The following is a 1197-nucleotide window of genomic DNA, read 5'->3' on the forward strand; positions in this document are numbered from 1 at the left end:
AGTAGGACTCCGTTAGGTCTTCCTGCCGGGCCTGTTCAGGAGCATGGTGGGAGTGTGGACGCACATGAAGTGAACCGAGTCCGGGCGAAGTTGGCGTTATTCGTGGCTGATGTGTTCGCGTCGGTGCCGCGGAAGGACCAGCGGGCCAAGGGCGACTGCTATTTGCGGGGACTGATGCTGGACGGCCGCCGCAAGTCCATCCAGGCGATGGCCTCGCGGCTGCCGGACGGCAACGAGCAGAACCTGCAGCAGTTCGTGAACCAGTCCACGTGGGATCCGGTGCCGGTGCAGCGGCGGATCTGCGAGCGGATGCTGCCGCTCATCGCCCCGAAGGCCTGGGTGATCGACGATGTGTCGGTGCCCAAGGACGGCCGGATGTCGGTGGCCGTGGCCCCGCAGTACTGCGGAGCGTTGGGCAAGCGGGCGAACTGCCAGGTCACGGTCAGCGTCCACGCCGCCACCGACACCGCCTCCTGCCCGCTGCAGTGGCGGCTGTTCCTGCCCGAGGAATGGGCGTCGGACACCGGCCGCAGGACCGTCACCCGCGTCCCGCCCGAGGTCACGCACCGCGAGAAATGGCGCCTGGCGTTGGACATGCTCGACACGCTGGCCGGCTGGGGCATGACGCCGCCGGCCGTGGTGGCGGACGCCGCCTACGGGACCAACGCACATCTGCGGGCTGCCCTGGCCGACCGTGGAATCGACTACGTGCTGGCCGTCCGAGCGGATGTAACCGCCCACCCGTTCGACGCACAGCCCGTGGCCCCGGACCGCAACGGGCCCGTCGGCTGCTGGCCCCAGCCCCGCTACCGCGACCCGGCACCCTCGGTGGCGGCCCTGGCCGCCGGCCTCGGACACGATGCCTTCACCCCGGTGACCTGGCGGCAGGGCTCGCGAGGACAGTTACGTTCCCGCTTCGCCGCCGTGCGCGTCCGCCCGGCGGGCAAGGCCGTCGAGCGTCCGATCAAAGCCGCAGCCTCGGCCGAACAGGGCTGGTGGGACGGGGTGCTGCCCGACTGCTGGCTGCTGGTCGAATGGCCCGAGGCAGCCGAGGCGCCGACCGATTACTGGCTGTCCAATCTGCCGGCCGACACTCCGATCGTCGACCTGGTGCGGCTGGCCAAGGTCCGCTGGCGCATCGAGCACGACTACCGCGAACTCAAACACGGCCTGGGCCTGGACCACTTCGAGGGCCGT

1 protein-coding gene is annotated in these 1197 nt (G+C 70.1%); it reads left to right on the forward strand.

Annotation, left to right across the window (positions count from 1 at the left end):
- Positions 1–54 precede the first annotated feature (54 nt).
- Positions 55–1197, forward strand: a 1143-nt coding sequence (locus tag ACWD3E_RS43320; RefSeq protein WP_451392948.1) for an IS701 family transposase, incomplete at its 3' end; no start/stop codon positions are given.

The sequence above is a fragment of the Streptomyces sp. NPDC002676 genome, assembly GCF_053592455.1.